The sequence below is a fragment of the Natrinema sp. 1APR25-10V2 genome, from assembly GCF_031626495.1.
Taxonomy (GTDB): Archaea; Halobacteriota; Halobacteria; order Halobacteriales; family Natrialbaceae; genus Natrinema.
The window spans coordinates 770316-789467 of record NZ_JAMQOJ010000001.1 but is presented as its reverse complement, the minus strand read 5'-3'; the positions used below and the strand labels follow the sequence as shown (position 1 = coordinate 789467).

Here is a 19152-nt window from a genome sequence, read left to right as displayed (position 1 = left end):
CATGTACGAACACGACGTTATCGTGGTCGGCGCAGGCGGTGCCGGCCTCCGAGCGGCGGTCGCGGCGCACGAAGCGGGAGCCGACGTGGCGATGGTCTCGAAGCTCCACCCCGTCCGTAGCCACACCGGCGCGGCGGAAGGCGGCATCAACGCCGCCCTACAGGAGGGCGACGACTGGGAACTCCACGCTTACGACACGATGAAGGGGTCGGACTACCTCGGCGACGCGCCGGCGGTCGAGACCCTCGCGAAGAACGCCCCCGAAGAGACGATGAATCTGGAACACTGGGGGATGCCGTTCTCCCGCGAGGAGGACGGCCGGGTCTCCCAGCGTCCGTTCGGCGGCCTCTCCTATCCGCGGACGACGTACGCCGGAGCGGAGACCGGCCACCACCTGCTGCACACGATGTACGAGCAGGTCGTCAAACGCGGCATTCAGGTCTACGACGAGTGGTACGTCATGGATCTGGCGACGACCGACGAACCGGACCCGAACGACCGCGAGTGTCACGGCGTCGTCGCCTACGACGTTCAGTCCGGCAATATCGAGGGCTTCAAAGCGAACCAGGGCGTCGTCCTCGCGACCGGCGGCCCCGGGCAGGCCTTCGACCACACCACCAACGCCGTCTCCTGTACCGGCGACGGCCACGCGATGGCATATCGTGCGGGCGCGCCCCTCGAGGACATGGAGTTCATCCAGTTCCACCCGACCTCGCTGCCCTCCACGGGTGTCCTCATCAGTGAGGGTGTCCGCGGGGAAGGCGGCATCCTCTACAACAGCGAGGGCGAGCGGTTCATGTTCGAGTACGGCTACGCGAACAACTCCGGCGAACTCGCCAGCCGCGACGTCGTCGCCCGCGCCGAACTCACCGAGGTCGACGAGGGACGGGGCGTCAACGACGAGTACGTCCACCTCGACATGCGCCACCTCGGCGAAGAGCGCATCATGGACCGCCTCGAGAACATCCTCCACCTCGCGGAGGACTTCGAGGGCGTCGACGGCCTCGTCGAGCCGATGCCGGTCAAGCCCGGCCAGCACTACGCGATGGGCGGTATCGAGGTCGACGAGAACGGCCAGACCTGCGTCAACGGCCTCTACGCCGCCGGCGAGTGCGCCTGCGTCTCCGTCCACGGCGGCAACCGCCTCGGCGGTAACGCCCTGCCCGAACTGATCGTCTTCGGCAAGCGCGCCGGCCGCCACGCCGCCGGTGACGACCTCGGCGAGGCCGAGATCCGGACCGGCTACGGCGACGACGTCGAAGACGAGACCGACGCCGACCTCCCGGTCCGACCCGGCGAAGCCGGCCTCGACACGGCCGGCGGCGTCGCCGCAGACGGCGGTGTCGCTGCCGAAGCGGAGGGCGTTCTCCAGCGGAAAGTCGAGAGCGCCCGCGAGCGCGTCGACCGCCTGATGGACAAAGACGACGGCGTCCAGCACGCCGAGATCCGTTCGAAGCTCCAGCAGGCGATGACGGACTACGTCAACGTCTTCCGCACGGAGGAGGGCATCAAGAAGGCGCTGAAGGTTATCCGCGAGTGTCGTCAGGAGTATCAGGACGTCTACGTCGACGACCCGTCGCGGACGTTCAACACGGACCTCCAGCAGACCATCGAGACGCGAAACCTGATCGACGTCGCCGAAACGATCGCGCTCGGCGCGCTCGTCCGCAACGAGTTCCGCGGTGCACACTGGCGACAGGAGAACCAGATTCGCGACGACGAGAACTGGCTCAAGCACACGCTCATCTCGTGGGACGACGGCGAGCCCTCGATCTTCTACCGCCCGGTCATCCTCGAGGGCGAGAACAAGACCTACGAGCCGAAAGAACGCAGTTACTGACCGCGAATCGCCGTCTCCGTTTTTGCGGCCGTGATCCGACCGCCACCTCGAGTAGAATCGTTTATCCCTTCCCCAGCTAATGGCGATATATGGGCATCGTTCCACTGCTCGGTATCGTCGCGTCTCTCTCGAGCGCCTCCATTCTGACCGGTCCGCTGCTGTTCGTGGCGGTCGTGTTCGCACCCGCAGCGCTCCTGGTGGTGCTCTGGGTTGTCATGCGATTTTTCTTCAGTAGCGGGTCGGCGGCCTGAGAACGCGGTCGCTCTCGCCGCTCGGGCGGATCGCTATAGTCCCAGCGTCTCGAGCAGATCGATGCCGACGCCGACGTGTTCGACTACTTTGTAGCCGAGGTAGATTCCGACGATCCCCATAATCCCGGGCAGTTCCGGCGGCGCCGGGATCGGAATGTTGAGAAATCGGAACAGTGCGCCGGTGACCAATCCGGTCAGGAGCGCGAGGACAGTGAGCTGCGTCGACATTGCTATCGTACTGACTCGTCGCAGGCCCTATAAGTAACCAGTTGCTCATCGATTCACCTCCACGGCAACGCGACGACTGCTGAGTCGATCGATTGCGGTCACGACGATCGACTATCCCACGGTACGGGTGAAACGGCGGGTTCCGAAGGGCGATATGCCTGATCGACGACCGACAGGTGTGTCGTCGACAACGGACGACCCCCCTATTCGGCCGCACTTTTTCGACGATCGTTGTAGAGATGATTTATTATCGTCGAAAAAGAGTGGTGCAAGTATGACCTCGACAACGACGACGGAGATCGATGCATCGATACCGACCGACCTCGATTCCGCTCGAGCGAAACTGGTGTACCTGTATCTCGCCGCCGGCGGGAGCGCGACCGCCGAGGAACTCTGTGACGACCTCGCGGTCAGCAAGGGGACCGTCCTCTCGATCACCGGGACACTCCGGGATCGGGGGTACCTCGAGCGCCGGGACGGACAGTTCGAACTCGCCTAAATCGCAGGTCGACCGATTCGAACGGCCGAGAGCGGGTTCCGAGCGCTGCGAGGAACCCGTGATCCGGGGAAGGGCAGGCGATCCACCGACACTCACCGCGAGCGAGGCCGCAGTCGAGCGAGCGGGCCGACGACTGACTCGGAGTGAACGAAGTGAGCGGAGAGGAAGGGGGAGTGCTTTTGATCGAAATTTTATCGAGGGCCAGCCCAAAGGATAAAATTCCGTTTTTAGAGTTCGATCCGCTCGACCAACTGCTCGCGGTTCTCGTTCGTGTTGAGCGCGACGATGCGGATCTCCTCTTCGAGCCCGGAGTCCTCGAGTTTGGCCTTGAGCAGGTTGTCGACCTGGTAGACGCCGGCGGCGTTGGTCATCTCGATTTCGACCATGACGGGCGTGGTGTCGCCCTGCTGGAGGGAGACGCGGCTGATGGCCTGGCTCGAGAGGGTGTTGATGCCTCGGCCGCCGTGCTCGTAGGGGATCCGGGAGCGGCCGTGTTCCATGTCCAGCGCGTCGGCGACGCGGATGACGCCAGCCTCGGTCGTCAGGGGCGTCTCCGAGCGGTGGTGACAGAGGATCGCGTGGAGCACCTCGCCTTTCATCCGGACGGTATCGACGACGTCGTAGAACTCGGGGAGGACTCGCTCGAGGATGTCCGCAGCGAGCGGGATGGAGTAGTAGGCGTGGCTGTCGCGGTGGACAACGTGGCCGACGTCGTGGAGGGTCGCCGCGAGCGCGATGATGACCGACTCGTCGGCCTCGGCCAACCCCTGCTGGCGCGCGCCGTTGAAGTCGACGTCACCCTGCTTGAGGAGATCGTACAGGCACAGCGCCCGGTTGCGGACGATCTCGATGTGTTTCGTCCCGTGATCGTTGTACCGCATCCGGTCGACCGCGTTGACGTTCTGGGCCTCGAGGTAGGCCGCGATCTCGTCGTCGGTCTTGACGTACTCGAGGACGGCGTTTAGCTTCTCGTCGGGGAAGGCGTGATCGTCGTTGGGAGAGTAGACGCGGCGGGGGTCCTCGTCGGCGGCAGAATCACTCATACCGGAACGTCGGCTGCCTGCATAAAAAGCTCTGCGCCGTCGCGTGTGGGGCTGTTCGTACCGATCCGTCAGGAGAGGTTTTCGACGGCGGCCTCGACCTCGTCGTAATCGGGCTCGACGCCGGGATCGTCGCTGACCCACGCGTACGTGATCTCGCCGTCGCCGTCGACGACGAACACGGCTCGCTTGGCGACGCCGTAGACGCCCAGATCGGCGAAGTCCATCGCGATGCCGTAGTCGTCAGTGACTTCCTTGTTGTAGTCGCTGATGAGGCCGAACTCGAGGCCGTTCTGTTCGCGGAACTCGTTCAGCGTGAACGGGGAGTCCCGGCTGATGCCGTAGACGGTGGCGTCGAGGTCGTTGAAGTCGGCCAGGCGGTCCTGGAACGCACACATCTCGGTCGTACAGACACTGGTGAACGCACCGGGGAAGAACGCGAGAACGATCGGTGCTTCGTCTGAGAGGCGCTCCGAGAGGGTGAATTCCTCGATGTCGCCGTTTGCGAGCGGTGCGGTGAAGTCGGGTGCGGCATCTCCGGTCGTTACCATCGTCCGGGTATTGCGTCCAACCCGGAAAGACAGTTTCGCTCGCGGAATCGCCGGGGATATTCCGACGAGCAAGGAGCGGATCGCTACGGCTAACAACGAACGTAGTTCTCGCGAATCTCGCGCTCAGGGCGACTGTCGCGGCCGCTTGCTTGCCTTATCGGTCCAAAAAGGTTATAATTGCCAGCGGGTAAGCCACGCATAGAGATGGTAGTCGAAACCGCACCGCTGTTCATCCCCGGCGGCATGGGGCCTCCGGAGCTCGCAATCATTCTGATCATCGCGATCCTGCTGTTCGGGGCCAACAAGATCCCGAAGCTGGCACGGTCGACCGGTGAGGCCATGGGTGAGTTCCAGAAGGGGCGCGAGAAGGTCGAAACGGAGCTCGAGGAAATGCGTGAAACTGGTCAGACCGACAGTGTCGACCAGCAGAACGAGGATTTCGTCGACACGGAGCCGGTCACCACCGAGGAGGAGTCGACGACCGAGACCGGAACCGAAACCGAAACCGAAACGGAAACCAACTAACGTTCTTTTCACGCCGGGGCGTGTGGCCTAGCGGAGAGGGCAGGAGGTTCCTAACCTTCTGATCGTGGGTTCGAATCCCGCCACGCCCGTATGATGGTGATTACCGATAGAACCAGCAGATGGCGTAGACCTTTCCCTTTCATTTTTAAGGCCAGTAAGCGTGATTTCGTTCCGTCCCGGAACGCGGGTCCACTCCGTCCTGCGTATCCGTACATCCAAAACCAAGGTCAACCACCAAAAGGATGGGGACTGGCATACTTACCGACAAAAGCGGGCTCAAGGCACTGATTTCCCGGTGTTGGAGATGGTAAAGGCTACTTCAGGGACTCACGGAGTATAATAAGTACTCTTTCTTATATATTGTCGCGCGCCAGCTACCTCCTTCTGGCTCTCCGGCTCGACCGCTTTCTTCCCGCCTAAATTTCCTTCAATTAGGTTCCCCACACGTCTCACCATGTTCCCCGCCTTCTAGAAAACCGTACCACGCATACCAACTAGCAACATTATCCCCGTGGAACTGCCGCGCGCCAGCCACCGAACTGACAGGAGGTGACGGCTAAGCAAACATCTCAGCGTCGACTCGTTCCGATTTCTCTCGATATGCTTCAAGCAACTCAAGAGCCCATGTCCGAACGTTCTCATTCTGGCTCTCAATGACAGTATCAACTACCTCCTTCTCTGCTTGGCTATTCTCTAGAAGCACTGTCTCGTCCATGATGAATAGGTTACACGGAATGTGACCATCATAGCGGTACACTTTGGCGCCGGCCTCGATATAGTCCTGCCAGGGTGGCGGGCCATCCGGATGGTCGTGGAGATACCCGACAAGCCCCCCAGCCAGGACATGTTCTGCGGTCAATCGACCAGTCAAGACACCGTCCCGCATAGCGTTTCCCACAGCCAACGGCGGAGCAAGAAATGTGAGCGCATAAAAGACGGTAGCATCGCGGATGAGGTCGGCGAGATATCTGTCGATCTCGATTGGTTCGTTCGGCTTCGGTCGTCTGACGGTTGCGTCACTGAAGTGTCGGAGTTCAATTGAGAGTTCATCAGTCGGGAGCAACGCTACCGCCTCGCCGAGACTCCGAACAGTCCGCATCGCCTCCACGAGCGGCCGGAACTCGTTTGCGATGAGTTTTCCCGCAGGTGTCGCCACGTAGGCCCCGTCAGTGGCTCGTTCGGCCCACCCACGCTCTTCGAGTTCACTAAGTATTCGGCCGAGCGTCGTCCGAGAAGTCCCCGTCACTTCCTCTAATTCGCGGCGTGGGTACGCCTCGGACGTGAGCGCTTCGAGAATCCGGACTCGGTTCTCCGACCGCGAGAGGTATGCGATATCCTCGAGCGCGTCTCCTAAAACCGGGTCGGGCTCGTTCATGGCTATTCCTATACTGCCAATTGGTATCAATGTTCATGGGGTGCACTTATGAGCACATCGTGGGAGCGATTCCACGAAGTGAGAGGGATAATGCTGGCCTTCTGTTTATCACGGCCTGTCCGAAAAGAGCAGATACCGTCTGATTCTGCCACCATCCGTACGCTGGGAACAGTCCTACACCGTAGAGTATCGGCCATCGAGTAAGGGTATCACGTTCTCTCTCCTCTGTTTAGGTGCATCCCAACGCGAGGAACGTGGCGCTAACAGAAAACCAGTTGGGGGATGGAGGAACTCACCGATGGCATCCATTGGGACACACAGACTACGGCGACCACCTCTGGAAGGTAGTAGCCATATCCAGCGCCTGTGGGAGTCACCTGATGATCAGCAATGCCTGCTGCAGGCACCCGAAGTTGTCCGATTCGACATCGACTCCATCGCAGATAGGGCTGGACCCTTGACGCGTCAATCCTGCTGGAATCCCTCGGTGAGGCAGACATACAGACTACTGCCAGAACCACGGAACGATTGATTCACCATGACACTCAAGAACGGACGCGATCTCAACGCACACTCCGAGGCGGCCGGCGACGGTGCATCGGCCACTGGGGAGCAACCCAGCGGCGGTCTCGTGCAGGACGGCGCAGCATCCACTACCCGACGGACGCTACTGGGCTTACTGGCGGCTGGCGCTACGCTATCCGCCGGAAGCGCGGCGGCCTCCGGCACCGACGCAGCATCGAACGACGAAACAGACGAGTACAAGCGAATTGTCGAACAACACTACCAGCATACCGCCGAAGGGAACCTTGAGAAGATTGAGAGGATCCATACCTCCGATTTTGTTGGCCACGGATTTGGACCCGAACCGATCGATACCGCGGGGTTACTACAGGCTATCCAGGCGTACAATAGGGCCATCCCGGACCTCCAGTTCGACGTGCAGCAGCTGATAGCAGAAGGAAACTACGTAGTCGCCTACGTCACAGCCTCCGGCACTCATGACGGTCGGTTCGCACCGCTGGATTTGCCGGCCTCGGGCGCGTCGGTCGAACTTACGGGATTCTCGCTGCACCGGTTCCGCGATGGCAGGATCGCTGAGGAGTGGTTGGTCAATGATATGTACGGACTCGCCCAACAAGCCAGTGATGCGGCAGCGGGGCTCGTCGACCGCGTCTGGGAAGAAGCCTTCAACAATGGGAACCTAGCAGTCATCGATGAAGTAGCGGCGAGCGATTATGTCCTGCAGAAATCCGGTCGGCAACCGATGCACGGCCCTGAGGCGTTGAAAAAAGACGTCCGAGGGGTTCGGACGGCATTCCCCGACGCTACGTTCACAGTCGACAATCGGTTCGTTGATGGAACTACAATCGTTGACGATTATTCAGCACAGGCCACCCACCAGGGTGAGCTCATGGGCATCGAACCAACGGGCAAGGAGGTCGAATTAAGTGGGGTGGTGCGTCACCACATCGAGGGCGGACAACTCGTCAAAGACGTGTCTCTGACCGATACGTGGGGGCTGCTCCAGCAACTCGACGCCGTTGACACACCCACAGGCTAACCAACTGCTGTCCCAGTTGACTCCCGCCTTGATCACCCCCGACGCATCAGGCCGCTTCTTTTCGAGTGCCCGGCGCTAGCTGGTTGTATCAAACGCTTCTACGTCGAGTCACTCTAGTCCACTTGGGACATCTCAATGGTGTCATGGGCCCTCACCCATGACTGGTTCACCAGTATCTCTGTAAAAAACTATCTTCCGTGTTATATCCTGTTTTGATAGATATGTGATCGCTATCTTTCAGACGGTGAGACGACACTAGTTAGATACTGCAGTCTCGGGCAGGAACGCCGTAATCAATATGCGCTTCTGGTGTACTCTGCGACTCAGATGCGGGAACGCCGTTCCAATCGACGAGGTGGACGTTCGCCATCTCGCCGGAGAACCTGAACCGCATCACACCGGTCTCGACCGCGCCTTCCGCAGCATGGTCTGTGACGACCATTGCTTCCTCGAGCGGGTCAGCGCCGACCAGTTCGATATCACCGTCGACGGTAATTTCGTAGTTCGCTGGTACTCCCCTGCCAACGATTGTGATACTATTTGTCAGACTTCCCTCAGGTGGCATACTCTGAGAACACGATTCTGCCAGTATAAGCCTTCCTGTCGACGGAGCAGTAGATCTCGGAGACTATGCCGAACAGCCGAAAACGAGCCTCCCACTTACAGTTCAATGTATTGCTCTTCCCATTCCCGACGCTCCTGGATCTGTTCTTCGCCTGCGTCGGTGATGGCGTAGTAGTTCGTCCGGCGATCGAGTTGACCTTTCTCGACCAGTTCGTTGTTGACGAGGGTGTCGAGGTTCGGGTAGAGGCGGCCGTGATTGATCTCGGAACTGTAGTAGATCTCGACTTCGTCTTTCACTTCTTGGCCGGAGGGCTGATCGGCACCTGCAATGACGTACAGGAGGTCGCGCTGGAAGCCGGTGAGGTCGTGCATCTCGCGTGAGACTTCAACGAATCTGTATTTGACATCTTTCCCGCATCTGCGTGTATATTACTATAACAAGAACCTAAACCCTAGTGAACTCTCGTATACTCCAAGTAGGCATGATGAGGAAACATCTGCTACTAGCAGTTTCATAACCGGTAATCCACAGTGGCTCTGTTACCACTTCTTCTTCAGAGCGTGTTGGCCGCAACGTAGAGAAAACGGGCGACCACTTTGGGAGGGGACAACCTATAACGGTGAAGCAACGGTCTAATACCGGGTTTTTCGCCATTCAGTAGCGTCCGGTTCTGGCCTAACACGGAATTGGCATTCGATTGGAAATTGTCAGACAAAAGTGAGAGACCAGAAACGTATAGTACACATCATCTGTTGATGAATATGGAAAACTTCTATAATCAGGTGGCTACTGTGCACCAAGGTCTATTATCTTCCAACGAACGGCCATCTATTGAGAGAACGATCAGCGCTTTTTATGCTATTTGCTAGCACATGAAAGACGTCCCTTGGAAGAAGGGGGGACACCACAGTGAGGGAGAATGAGTGAACAAGAAGCGGCAGGCGACACGAGGCGGTCGTTCACGGCGAAGAGTGCCCTTATGACGGGGGCACTGACGCTCGGAACGGGCGCATTCGGCACGGCGACAGTCGCGGCCCAGCAAGACCAGATCGCGGTCTTCGCGGACAGTTACTACCCCGGGGCGAACTTTGACGTCGTTGATCCGCTGCAGCAAGGGACGACGGTCGACATCCTGCAGGTCGACGACGAACCGGTGGCGGAGATCTCCCAACCCGACGAATGGGCCGGGCATATCATCCGGTACGATATCGGCCGAGGGGCGGGGATCACGACGTTCCTGTTTGTGCGCGGTGGCAGGCTCAGTCGCGGTGATAGTGGAACGATCGGACCAGAGGCCTCGGTGCTGAGTTCGGACCTGAACCTCCTCAATACGTCACTGGGCGACGGTGGCGGAACGGAAAGCAACCAGACGGACGAGGGGAATCAGACGGCGAACGAGACTCCCACTGAGAATGGAGGTGGAGAATAATGGTGCAAGAAGGAGAAGAGCGCATCCTGCTCTTCACCTACGATTATGAGGCTGGTGCGACGTTCGATGTCGTCTCCCAGCTCGAGCAGGGAACGTCGGTGCGACTGCTTCAGACCACCGAGGGAGAGACCGTTCCGGAAATCCCACAGCCAGACGAGTACAACGGGTACGTCGTCCGGAATCAGAGCGATAGCGGCCCGTTGGAACCAACGACTGTTCTGTTCGTCCTTGGACAGACGCTCAGTGTCGATGACAGTGAAACGCTCAGCGAAGACGCGTCGATGTTCAGTTCTCAACTGAACCTCTTCTCGACCTCGCTCGAGTAACAATCTTATTTTTATAGATATCTCTTTCAGGGCCGCTGTGGCACCGCCAAATCCACTCTTCCAGCGACGGTGAATAAAACTGTATCATGGAAAGAGAGATCGCAAAAAGGGTTTCTTAGGAATGCTCCTCCATTTTCTGCTTAATGTGGTCGAGAACCTCGCCGTGTTCGTGCTGTGGACTAAAGAGAACGAAGTCCGTATCCTCGTCAGCCCGAACCGTATGTCCGGGTGGCCAGTAAAACATATCGCCACCCTCATCGGCTTCTTCGCTGCCGTCGGCGTAGGTGACGGTCAGCGCACCATCTACGACGTATCCCCAGTGAGGCGACTGGCAGAGATCATTGTCCAGTCCTTCGAGAAGTGCAGAGAGATCAGTCCCTTCCGCTACCGTGAAATGTTCTGCAGCCATGTGTCCGTAGTCGGTCGCGTCGCCGAAGTCAGGTTGGTGCTGGGCCACGGCGTCCGGGCTGTCAATCTTGGTCGGAATCTCTTCTTTCGCTACTTTCATCGGTCTCCTCCAGGTGAAGCACTTGATTCGGCGCGACAGCATCTCACCTTCGTATCTTCTCCACAAGTACTCCGAGTAGACTTCACTACACAGTACGATAGAGGTTACCGTTTCTCATATCAGGATGCTACTAGTGGTACGTTGGCAGATGCACCGAGCAGGAGATCAGTGTGTTCGAAAAGCCGCATTGAATCGAACAGGCGAGCACAGAGTAATGTCCAGGGGATTTTACAGCGATTATTCCTCAAGCAGCCTTCTCATTGAAGCAACTACGACATATCTACGTCTTCGAGAACAGACGCATCATCGCTCATGATGCGAAGTTCACCCTCTCCGCATGAACAAGCAGTGCCCCGTCCACTCCCAATCGGTCGTATTTCGCCGTCAGGGCCGAGACGGACTGCGTGTGCAGTCTCACAGTTCTCGCATACTGCTACTGCCCGCTGCTTCTCCCCTTCTTCATTCCCCATAGCTGACCTTGTGTGATGATATGGGTTAATCGTTATTCCGATAGGGGATGAGATACTGTTCTAGTAGCCAGTACGCAGGTGTAGTACCCAGGAGCTCCATGCGATGAGAGAGAAGTGAAGTAGAGAACTGCAACAGAGGCCTTGATCTGAATCTCGGTCCTCAAAGGAGATCAGAAACGTACTGGTCTTCCCCAATCATCTCGGGCTTCGATTTCGTGCGTTCCACGCCCCGTCACTGAGTATGTGTTCGTCCAGTGATCGGCCTGTACCTTCTTGAGTAGACGTAAAACCGGAGATGGGGAAGATAGAGGATTAGTGACCGATATCTATATCTCGACGCCGCTCGATCCTCTCTAGGATCCTCGTGATCGAGGGAGATGACGATGATTCGTACAGAAAGAGATACACTAAGCAACACGAAGCAAGGGGGATCGAGTCCTAGTAACCGAAGTCGCTGGATCGCTGTAATCGCAGTGAGTTTAGTTTGTCTCGTCGGTATTAGTACGTTTGCGGCAAGCGGGCTAATCGGTGGCGCTGGAACTGGTGGCGACAGTGAGCCGACTAAAGCTGTCACGGACGGTGAGCGAGTAGAACGAATCAATAGTGCGTTCCCAATCCCGAATGCCTCGGGCGTTGGTATCCAAGAAACGGCGGTAGTCGACACGCCCAATAATACCGTTCACGTCTTCGGCGCAGCGAGTTGTACCGCAGGAGAAATACTCGAGGTTCGCGTCACTGTGACGCAGAATTCGACCGGTGCTGTCGCGATGGATGATACTGCCGCCTACTGTCTCGGCCCCAACTTCGTCCAATCGTGGATCACCATTATCGAGTCCCCCGAATCGTCCGAATTCGAGAGTGGTGAAGCGCATGTCGACGCCTGGGCACGGACTCAAAACGAAGGTGAGACGACTGATACAATCACCTGGGATCGAACCGTCACAGTGTCTGAGACGTACCCGGACCGTTCCTCACTTGGGTCACAGCCATCAACGCCGACAGACCCCGAGACATCTTCGGACACTGCAAACAGTGGTAGCTACTAAATCACGTAGACAAGAAGCGGGAAGAGTTACTCCATTTGAAAACAACACTCGCAATCAGGGGTACTGCTGCTACGCACGTAGACTTACTGTGAGGCCGTATCCGAGAAGTCGTGTTGGATCGGACAGGCGGTCACAAGGAGGCGTTCGATCCAAACCGGACATCTACCAAGAGATTCGTCACCATCACGAATAATACTGATGCCCTTGCGCGATAAATATGCACAAGTGGTGAGTGGGAATGTCCAAAACTGGTATATTGCAAATGGTGATCCGGAGAAGGGAGACCAGCAAAACAGGGCTGTACGAATGCCGTAACTGTGGTGAAAAATTTCCGGATAACGTTGACCAATGCCTTACCTGTGAATCAGAGGAGATTGCTCATTACGAATTCTAAGTTGGGTCATAGTCGACCAGGAGACGTTTTCCGTGATATGTTCGGGACGGTCTTCAACAAGAATCGACGCTCTGTTCGTAGGTGTAGTGACCGGTGGCATTCTAGGATGAGAGAGTCAACGAACAGGATTGGAACAAAGCCCTCAATCTGAATCGCGTTCTTTAGAGAATATCCGAAACATACTGGTCTTCCCAGTCACGGCGGGCTTCAATCTCACGCGTTCCACGCCGCGTCACCGAGTACACATTCGTCCGGCGATCGGCCTGTGCCTTCTCGAGGAGTCCCTTATCAACGAGTGTGTCGAGATTTGGATACAAGCGACCGTGATGGATCTCCTTCTCGTAGTAGTTCTCGAGTTCTTCTTTGAGCGCGAGGCCGTGCGGTTCGTCCAGTCCCGCGGTAACGTACAGGAGATCGCGCTGGAAACCGGTCAGATCGTACATATCAGTCCTCATGATGATCAACGGCATAAAAATAGGGATAACGAGCCCAGCCAATGACTATTTATCACTACCTTTCGCCGGTTTCCAAACCCGTTCAAAGCGAACCTATCAATCCTCTAATACGGATTGAGAGCACGAAAATGTCGTTCTAGAGCAGCGATCAAATATTGTTGTACAAGTGAAATCGTTCCACGGGGGACCGAAAGCCCGCCACGCCCGCTTTATAAGCCATAGCTCGAGAGAACCAGCGGACGACAGTAACCTACAGCCGTCATTTTTATACCTTCTCTGAGCGCTCGTTCCCTTAGGGAACGGTCCACGTCTGGCAGATGGCGGCGCCTTCCTTTTAAATCACCGTCCCACATCCACCGTGATTTCGTTTCGTCCCGGAACGCGGGTCGCCCCTGTCCTGCGAATCCGTCCATCCAACATCACGGTCAACCACAATAATAATAGAGTAACAAACCTGGCGGCGAAAACAACAGAAAATACGGGTATGAGGTGTTGAAACTCCGGTTTTCTCGGGAACTAAGAGGCCAATCCGGGAGATCATGCAATGAACATATGAAAATACTGATATATAATCGCGCGCCAGCCACCGACCTACCATCAGTCTGTCAGCGCTGCGGCTGAGCCATCTGTCGCACGCGATCAGGGTTCCGCCAATAGCTGTTAGCGCTCCTGGCCACACTCGGTACAGACCGTTGTAAATCCGAGTTCCTCCCAGACATGATCACACTTGGGGCGTCCGTCGTCCGGAGTGGCATCTACTGCGTGATCGATCACGACACAGTCTGGCTCAAGCTTATTGACGCCTGGCACTGCGACCACGAACACGTACACCGCTCGTTCTGTCTCCCATTGTAGTTTACTCGCCAGTCGTGGCTGTGGACCGTCGGCTTTTCGCCTCGTTCTTCAATCTGCCGGGGAGAAACAGGCTCCTGCACCGACTCTAGGTCAGTTGCTTCTTTATAGAATTTCGGCTCTATTGGATCTTTGGCAGTAAACAGAACTGATTTGCTGAATACAGAGACTAAATCTCTCACCGGATTCACCGCTCTCTAGGGACACGTCTGTGGGTGTCGTGCACGGCATTGAGACTTACCCGTAGGCACCCCATCTTGGCACAATTCGGCCTTGGTAGATCGCGCGTGACTGCCGCGGAACTGCCCTAGATAATTAGCCCGCCCCCAAATTCGGTCTATTGTACTATTGAACAATAGATTCTACGGCCCTCTCTCCCATCTGTCCACGTGCGGTTGCGAGGAAAACACAATGTTCGAGACCAACACGAACGCGAGCGAGACGGGTTCGAGGCGCAACATGCTCAAGACGATGGGCGGACTCATCGCCGGTTCGACGGCGCTGGCCGGCCTCGGTGCCGGCCGCGGGGCCGCCGAGTCCGAGGAGGGTCTCCGGATCGAGGTCCGGGAGATGACCGAGGAGTACATCGCCGTTGAGGTGCGGTTCCCGAAAGACACGTACACGGAAGACGTCGAATTCCTGGACGACATCTTCCTGGGCCACGCCGACCGGTTCGAGATTCACGACGACGAGGAGGCGGTGTCGCTGCCCGAGGACACCGACGGACTCGCCCATCCCGTCGAGGTGGAACGCCTCGACGAACGGATCTACGAGATGTACTTCCGCACGGCGGCGGTCGACCTCTCCGAGGCGGGAGGCGAGGAGGTCATGTTAGGTCTAGGCGTCTTCGAAGAGCGCACGATTCCAGGCACGGATTGGGACGCCTGTCCCGGTCACCGAGACTACTAACCCTCCCGACCGGTGGTTACGTCCTCTGCGTGGCCCGTCCCTCTATCGGCTACTCCGTTGGAAACATTGCTGTTCAGGCTGAATTGCTGCATACGCTCCCTGTATTCAGCACGCCATTCCTATCAAGTTCTGAGGGGTTCAACAGAGCCAAACATTCATAATTGTTACCTTTCACGGCGTGATATGGTTCCAAGATGGGCACGGCCCGAGTATCGAGAAGCTTTTACTCGGAACTGAGTCGGTCCGACATGCTTCTCAGTAACTAGACCCCTCGGTGCGACGCCGGTTGGGATATTAAGAGGCAGATTCTTTGGAATGAGTGGACCTGAGTTCCTGTGGAGTAACAAGAGAAAATGGTAGAATACAGCACGATCAATACAACCACTCAATCAATTGCTGAGACACAGAGTAATGATGTCCGTCAAGCACTCCACGGGAGCGAGTTCGTTTTAGAGTAATTAGATGTCTGACGACGACACCCACTCACGACGGTCGGTTCTTCGTGTGGTCGGGTCAGTACTGGGCAGCACATTACTACCTAGCAATGCATCTGCGCGCGGCTCCAGACCTTCCACTGCCGTAGCCGAGAGACCATATTCGTCATTTAATTCATTCAAGGGTTCTGAGGAGGAGATCCAACGCCTCGTGTTTCTCGACAGCCAAGATTCCGTCCCCGAAAAATACGACGTACAAATCAATGTGGATATACTTCAGCCGTTCATCACGAACACGGAGACGGCCCGATTACGTATCACCACAACGAACTCGGGGCCGAGACAGAGACTACCAATCGGAGAAAAGCGGTGTGTTCTCTTCGGTCGGGCGCAAGGCGGAAGTGACGGCCCGTCAGGGTTATGGTTACACCGTACAGAGGACATCGACCGAAAAGAGAATCGATGGGTGGCCGATAGACCCGCCGACGAACAACGTTGGTTCGTGCAATATGCCTGTCTCCCGAGGATGTACGAACCCGGTGAGTCCGTCAGTAACGAGTACTTCGTGTGGGACGATTATCAGGTCCCAGGGTACCTGAAACCGGGACGCTATCGATGGGAGACGAATATCGGTATCATCCCGGCTGCTACTGACCGGAGAGAGCCACTCACTTGGGGGTTCTCGTTAAGAGTCGAAAAGCCTGCTAGATACTACTGTCCATAAGCACCCGCGGCGATGTTTTCTTCATTCGGCAATTACGCCATCGAGACTAGCTATCGTGAACCAGTGATTCGCATTAGATACGCAATATCTAGAGGTAGCGTTGCTGACCTGTTGCTCAGTACCTAGCTAGTGGTTCCTCCGTACAGCCTGCCGACTGTCTGAATACGGAGAAGCCAATGACGCACAACAATCGCCCCGCGGAAACCGAACCGACGGCAACCACGTCCGCATCGCCTATCGAAAAACTCGATAACGCCGCGACCCACATCCGAGACTTGCCAGCCGTTCGGGCCGATCGCGTGCGGCTGGCCGGCAACGGGTGGCTCGACGTGACCGGCCATCCCGTCGAGGTACACGCCGTCACTCGATGGCTCCGAACTGCACCCTTCTTGGCGAGCGAGATGCGAGCCGAGCGGCCGGGCGAAGTTACTGTCCGGTTCGCGCTCGCGGACAATCACCACGCGTTCCCCGACCTGTGACCGCCACCGGCATCTAGTCCTGACCCTTCCGACGGACACTGGCTAAGAAACGATGATCCCCCCACTCGCTACCGCTGTTCGATGCCTCACGTTCTATATGGCGATCCTGTGCTCTCTCGTTATCGCTCTAGTTGTTCTTGCCGGCGGGATCAACAGCCACCCACACGTCTTCGTTGGCCTCCTCGCCCTCAACGTTGCCTGCCTCGTTGCGGGACACGACTACCGTCCTCGAGACCGGTAGCGCGGCTGCTCCAGACCACCGACGGAGAGACTGTTCCGGGATTCCGCAACCAGACGAGTACAACGACCACGTCGTCCGGAATTTGGCCGACAGGAGTGACTCACGACCAACCAGACGGGAAGCGTGCTGAATCCGTACCCTGTATTCAGCACGCTCCTGCCAACATCACCGATACCTGAGAGAAGTGCCAGCGTTAGATTCGCATGTCTTAGTGACCGGTGGCTCCACGGGACGAGATAGCGAAAGAAGAGAACTGCAACAGAACCCGTTGGTCTGAAGCTCAGTCTTCAAAGAATATCAGAAACGTACTGGTCTTCCCAGTCACGTCGGGCTTCGATTTCGCGTGTTCCACGCCGTGTCACCGAGTACACGTTCGTCCGGCGATCGGCCTGTGCCTTCTCGAGAAGCCCCTTATCGACGAGGGTATCGAGATTTGGGTAGAGGCGGCCGTGGTGAATCTCCTTCTCGTAGTAGTTCTCGAGTTCTTCCTTCAGTGCGAGGCCGTGCGGTTCATCCAATCCTGCAGTAACGTATAGGAGGTCGCGCTGGAAACCAGTCAGATCGTACATATCAGCCCTCATGATGATCAACGGCATAAAAATAGGGATGACAAGCACAGCCGGAGGTTGTTTGTCACATTCCCAACTATGAAAGTATATGTTTAAACACCTACTTATAGAGAGATGAAACAATTTTATTCCATGCATCCCGGGTGAATCATGCAGCCAGGGAACGAAAGCCCGCCATGCTCGTTCTGCGAGGAGCGAACGGGCACCGGGTTCGAATCAGAGAGGAGCTTTGCTCCGACCGTGGTTCGAATCCCGCCACACCTCCAGACAGCCCGGCTCGAGGCCGCGTCCTAAACGTGTCGCGTCCGCGCGCCAGCTTGGAGCCGCTCAGCACGCCGATATTACCCCGATCTGGAGGTCATTTTCCCCGTTGGAACCCGGAATCGTCGGCGGAAGGACCTAGAATATCATTCCAACGAACGGCACACCGCCAGTCGATAGTTCGACTGTGCGGGCCCGATCGTCTGACCGCTGAACGAGCGGGGCCGAATCGGAGCACTCGCTGCCGAGGAATACATTCATCGCGGACGGTCGACAGGGTAACTGAACGAGGGCGACGGTCGAAAACGAGTTCCGGATGGCTCACGGCGAGTCGATGCAGCGTTGGCGCGTCGCTCGAGCGACCGTTGCGACTCAGTGCTGCGCGCCTCGATCGCGGTTCGGATCACCGAACCGGGTCAGCGGCTCGAGTTCTTCCTCGGGAACGTCTTCGAAGGCGGCGCGGGCAATGACCCGGCGGTGGACTTCGTCTGCTCCGTCGACGATGCGGAACGCGCGGACGGCCTCGTAGAAGTCCGAGATGGGGAGGTCCTTCCCGATGCCGTTCGCGCCGCAACACTGCAGGGCGAGATCGATGGCCTCCTGGGTGACGTTCGCGGTGAACACCTTGCACATCGAGACGGGGACCCGGGCCTCGTCGCCCGCAGCGATTCGGTCGGCGGCATCGCGGATGCCGGTTCGGGCCATGTGGAGCTTCGTTTCGGCGTCGGCGATCCGGTGGCGCAGCGACTGCTTGTCCGAGAGCGTCGAGTCGAATCCCTGGCGTTCGCTGATGTACGCCTTCGCGATGTCGAGCGAGCGCTGGGCCATCCCGGAGTAGCGCATACAGTGGGTCAGGCGGGCCGGGCCGAGGCGCTCTTGCGCGTGAGTAAAGCCCTGGTTCAGTTCGCCGAGCAGGTGTTCCTCGGGGACACGGACGTTCTTATAGCGGATTTCCGCGTGCGAGGCACCGCGGTTGCCCCCGCCCATGTGGGGCACGTCGCGGATGACGTCGACGCCGTCTGCGTCGGCCGGCACGAGAAAGAGCGAGCAGCCCTCGTAGGGATGGGCGTCCGGATCGGTCCGGGCGAGGACGATCAGGATGTCGGCCTCGACGCCCTGACTCGTCCACCACTTGTGACCGTCGATGACCCACTCGTCGCCGTCCTTCTCGGCCGTGGTCTGGATCATCTTCGGATCGGAGCCGGCCCCCTGCATCGGCTCGGTCATCGAGAAGCCGGACTTGATCTCGCCTGCCACCAGCGGCTCGAGGTAGGTCTCCTTTTGCAGGTCGTCGCCGACCAGCTCGAGGAGGTGCATGTTCCCCTCATCGGGTGCGTCGACGCGCATCGCGACTTGCCCGAGCATGCTGCGACCGGCTTCTTCGAACGCCGGGAGGGAGTCGCGGAAGGAGAGTCCCATTCCGCCGTACTCCTCGGGGATCTGCGGTGCGTAGACGTCGTACTCGCGGGCGGCTTCGCGGAGTTCCGCGATGGTGCCGCTCGAGACGGCCATCCCGCCGGCTCGCTCGCGTTCGATCGGGAGGACGACCTCCTCCATCAGGTCGTGAGCGCGCTGGGCGACCTCGCGCGCTTGGTCACTGTCATTATATCGCATAGG

At 57.9% G+C, this 19152-nt stretch carries 20 protein-coding genes and 1 tRNA gene; 10 read left to right on the top strand and 11 right to left on the bottom strand.

Annotated elements, in window-relative coordinates; all coding sequences use genetic code 11:
- Position 1: 1 nt before the first annotated feature.
- Positions 2-1840, top strand: a complete 1839-nt coding sequence (locus tag NDO75_RS04095) for an FAD-binding protein (protein ID WP_310904820.1) — start codon at positions 2-4, stop codon at positions 1838-1840.
- A gap of 89 nt (positions 1841-1929) precedes the next feature.
- Positions 1930-2091: a hypothetical protein gene (locus tag NDO75_RS04090; RefSeq protein ID WP_310904819.1), complete on the top strand. Its 162-nt coding sequence runs from the start codon at positions 1930-1932 to the stop codon at positions 2089-2091.
- A 33-nt stretch (positions 2092-2124) separates the two neighbouring features.
- Here the strand turns inward: NDO75_RS04090 and NDO75_RS04085 are convergent, their stop codons facing one another.
- Positions 2125-2319, bottom strand: a complete 195-nt coding sequence (locus tag NDO75_RS04085; RefSeq protein ID WP_310904818.1) for a DUF1427 family protein — start codon at positions 2317-2319, stop codon at positions 2125-2127.
- 274 nt (positions 2320-2593) lie between these two features.
- On the opposite strand from NDO75_RS04085, the gene NDO75_RS04080 reads away from it, so the two are divergent.
- Positions 2594-2818, top strand: coding sequence for a MarR family transcriptional regulator (locus tag NDO75_RS04080; protein WP_310904817.1), 225 nt, complete (start codon positions 2594-2596; stop codon positions 2816-2818).
- A 227-nt stretch (positions 2819-3045) separates the two neighbouring features.
- Here NDO75_RS04080 and NDO75_RS04075 read toward each other — a convergent pair whose 3' ends face one another.
- Both NDO75_RS04075 and NDO75_RS04070 read right to left on the bottom strand, forming a co-directional pair.
- Positions 3046-3861, bottom strand: a complete 816-nt coding sequence (locus NDO75_RS04075) for an HD domain-containing protein (protein WP_310904816.1) — start codon at positions 3859-3861, stop codon at positions 3046-3048.
- Positions 3862-3929: 68 nt separating this feature from the next.
- Positions 3930-4409 carry a redoxin domain-containing protein gene (locus NDO75_RS04070; protein WP_310904815.1) on the bottom strand — a complete coding sequence of 160 codons (480 nt, stop codon included), beginning with the start codon at positions 4407-4409 and terminating at the stop codon, positions 3930-3932.
- 204 nt (positions 4410-4613) lie between these two features.
- Between NDO75_RS04070 and tatA the strand changes: the two genes are divergently transcribed.
- Positions 4614-4934, top strand: a complete 321-nt coding sequence (tatA, locus tag NDO75_RS04065) for a twin-arginine translocase TatA/TatE family subunit (RefSeq protein WP_310904814.1) — start codon at positions 4614-4616, stop codon at positions 4932-4934.
- 16 nt (positions 4935-4950) lie between these two features.
- Positions 4951-5023: transfer RNA gene (locus tag NDO75_RS04060), tRNA-Arg, on the top strand.
- A gap of 467 nt (positions 5024-5490) precedes the next feature.
- Here the strand turns inward: NDO75_RS04060 and NDO75_RS04055 are convergent.
- On the bottom strand, positions 5491-6309 hold the full coding sequence (locus NDO75_RS04055; protein WP_310904813.1) for a winged helix-turn-helix domain-containing protein: 819 nt from the start codon (positions 6307-6309) through the stop codon (positions 5491-5493).
- Positions 6310-6847: 538 nt separating this feature from the next.
- On the opposite strand from NDO75_RS04055, the gene NDO75_RS04050 reads away from it, so the two are divergent.
- Positions 6848-7873: an ester cyclase family protein gene (locus NDO75_RS04050; RefSeq protein WP_310904812.1), complete on the top strand. Its 1026-nt coding sequence runs from the start codon at positions 6848-6850 to the stop codon at positions 7871-7873.
- 259 nt (positions 7874-8132) lie between these two features.
- Here the strand turns inward: NDO75_RS04050 and NDO75_RS04045 are convergent, their stop codons facing one another.
- Complete coding sequence (locus NDO75_RS04045) at positions 8133-8438, bottom strand: hypothetical protein (protein WP_310904811.1); 306 nt, start codon at positions 8436-8438, stop codon at positions 8133-8135.
- Positions 8439-8533: 95 nt separating this feature from the next.
- Positions 8534-8809: a PadR family transcriptional regulator gene (locus NDO75_RS04040; RefSeq protein WP_310904810.1), complete on the bottom strand. Its 276-nt coding sequence runs from the start codon at positions 8807-8809 to the stop codon at positions 8534-8536.
- A 548-nt stretch (positions 8810-9357) separates the two neighbouring features.
- On the opposite strand from NDO75_RS04040, the gene NDO75_RS04035 reads away from it, so the two are divergent.
- Together NDO75_RS04035 and NDO75_RS04030 are read left to right on the top strand one after the other, a co-directional pair.
- A complete protein-coding gene (locus tag NDO75_RS04035; protein WP_310904809.1) occupies positions 9358-9867 on the top strand; it encodes a calcium-binding protein in 510 nt (169 codons plus the stop codon).
- Entirely contained in the window at positions 9867-10193 is a 327-nt protein-coding gene (locus tag NDO75_RS04030) for a hypothetical protein (RefSeq protein WP_310904808.1), read from the top strand. Before NDO75_RS04035 ends, NDO75_RS04030 begins: the two co-directional genes overlap by 1 nt.
- A gap of 115 nt (positions 10194-10308) precedes the next feature.
- On the opposite strand, the gene NDO75_RS04025 is transcribed toward NDO75_RS04030, so the two are convergent.
- From NDO75_RS04025 to NDO75_RS04015, 3 genes are all read right to left on the bottom strand, one after another.
- Positions 10309-10701 carry a cupin domain-containing protein gene (locus NDO75_RS04025; protein WP_310904807.1) on the bottom strand — a complete coding sequence of 131 codons (393 nt, stop codon included), beginning with the start codon at positions 10699-10701 and terminating at the stop codon, positions 10309-10311.
- A 991-nt stretch (positions 10702-11692) separates the two neighbouring features.
- Positions 11693-12043, bottom strand: a complete 351-nt coding sequence (locus NDO75_RS04020) for a hypothetical protein (RefSeq protein WP_310904806.1) — start codon at positions 12041-12043, stop codon at positions 11693-11695.
- A 729-nt stretch (positions 12044-12772) separates the two neighbouring features.
- Positions 12773-13054 (bottom strand): PadR family transcriptional regulator, encoded by a 282-nt coding sequence (locus NDO75_RS04015; RefSeq protein WP_310904803.1) that lies wholly within the window; start codon positions 13052-13054, stop codon positions 12773-12775.
- A 1275-nt stretch (positions 13055-14329) separates the two neighbouring features.
- Between NDO75_RS04015 and NDO75_RS04010 the strand changes: the two genes are divergently transcribed.
- Both NDO75_RS04010 and NDO75_RS04005 read left to right on the top strand, forming a co-directional pair.
- Positions 14330-14827 carry a hypothetical protein gene (locus NDO75_RS04010; RefSeq protein WP_310904805.1) on the top strand — a complete coding sequence of 166 codons (498 nt, stop codon included), beginning with the start codon at positions 14330-14332 and terminating at the stop codon, positions 14825-14827.
- A 1334-nt stretch (positions 14828-16161) separates the two neighbouring features.
- Positions 16162-16464 (top strand): hypothetical protein, encoded by a 303-nt coding sequence (locus NDO75_RS04005; protein ID WP_310904804.1) that lies wholly within the window; start codon positions 16162-16164, stop codon positions 16462-16464.
- A gap of 528 nt (positions 16465-16992) precedes the next feature.
- Here NDO75_RS04005 and NDO75_RS04000 read toward each other — a convergent pair.
- Entirely contained in the window at positions 16993-17274 is a 282-nt protein-coding gene (locus NDO75_RS04000; protein ID WP_310904803.1) for a PadR family transcriptional regulator, read from the bottom strand.
- 633 nt (positions 17275-17907) lie between these two features.
- A complete protein-coding gene (locus NDO75_RS03995; RefSeq protein ID WP_310904802.1) occupies positions 17908-19149 on the bottom strand; it encodes an acyl-CoA dehydrogenase family protein in 1242 nt (413 codons plus the stop codon).
- Positions 19150-19152 lie beyond the last annotated feature (3 nt).